General features: G+C 44.9%; 1 protein-coding gene. It reads right to left on the bottom strand.

The window, feature by feature from the left end; genetic code table 11:
• Positions 1 to 7: 7 nt before the first annotated feature.
• Positions 8 to 1,417: phage tail tape measure protein (locus PROVRUST_RS01245; protein WP_006812849.1), on the bottom strand; the 1,410-nt coding region annotated here is incomplete at its 5' end.

Genomic DNA, 1,417 nt, shown 5'->3' with positions numbered 1-1,417 from the left:
CGCGATGTCACAGAAATAAATTTTTATCCCAATGCTGATAAACCAAACCAACTAACGTCCAGTTCATAACATAGGATTTAATCCCTTCCCAGAATTGATTAAAAATCTGCGACACACCATCCCATAGCGCTTTTGAATAACGTACTATTCCATCCCACACTTTGATGATTGGCTCAATCGTCCACTTCATAATGAAAGATTGAATGACATCAAAGGCATCCTTAAAAATACCTGCGACTAAATTCCACACTCCTTTCACATAGGGACCTATCTTGTCCCAATGCTTGTAAATCAAATAAGCCGCACCCGCAATGGCGGTAATAATTAAGATAATCGGGTTAGCTAATAACGCCCTTCCCAACATCATAAACGCAGATCCAATCAGCTTAATTGGCTTAATCAGCAACGAGAGGAAACCACTACCTTTAATGCCTAACACTGACAAGCTGAGCTTCGCCATCGCAAGTGGACCAATCATTGCAGCAATCATCAAAGATATGCCACCGCCCACTGCCAAAACCGCACCAAGTCCCAATGTAATCATTGTGAGTGTTTTAACTATTTCAGGGTTTTTCTTTGCCCACTCACCAAAGCTTGAAATAATATCGGTGACGCTTTTAGCTATATCTCGCAATGGACTATCGGCACCACCAAAGATTTGAATCCCGACATCCTCATACGCTGACGTGAGGTTTTTCAAATCACCGTCAAGGTTATCGGTCATGGTTTTAGCCACTTTTTCGGCTTCACCTTTTGCGGCTTTGATTTCTGCAATTAAAGCCTGTAGTTGCCCTGTCCCAGCTTGGTCTGTTAGCACTGTTAGAGCTGCAAATGCCTCTTCTCCCGCGATGTGTTTAAATAACCCAGCCCGCTGTGCGTTCCCCATTTTTTTAGTTTTCTTGTCCAACTCGGCAAGTATATCTGTGAATTCTCGTAAGTTACCTTTAGAATCGCGAGTTTTAATTCCCAGCTTTGTCAGCGCCTCTGCCGCTTGTTTTGGCGGCTCAGCCAAGCGCCCCAAAATAGATTTTAACCCTGTTCCCGCCATACTAGCCTGAATACCTGCATCGCCTAGCTTACCAGCGGCTGCGGCGGCTGTTTCTATATCAACCCCTAGCCCTGCCGCCACTGGCGCAACATATTTCATGGTATCGCCGAGCATGTTTAAATTGACGTTAGAGCGCGTAAACGTTGCGACTAATGTGTCGCTCACGCGGTTCATTTCATCCGAGTTCAGTTTAAAGCCGGTTAAAATATTAGATCCAATATCCGCCGTAGTGGCTAAGTCAATGTCTCCGGCGAGTGACATTGATAATGTGCCTTTCATCGCATTTTTAATTTGCTCAGGTTTAAAACCTGCCATCGCATAGAACGCTTGCCCTTGGGCGACTTCATTCGCCGTAAATGCCGTCGTTGC

The organism is Providencia rustigianii DSM 4541 (assembly GCF_000156395.1).
Lineage (GTDB): Bacteria > Pseudomonadota > Gammaproteobacteria > Enterobacterales > Enterobacteriaceae > Providencia > Providencia rustigianii.
Note: the sequence above shows the minus strand (reverse complement) of the source record. Positions and strands in the feature narration are given on the sequence as shown.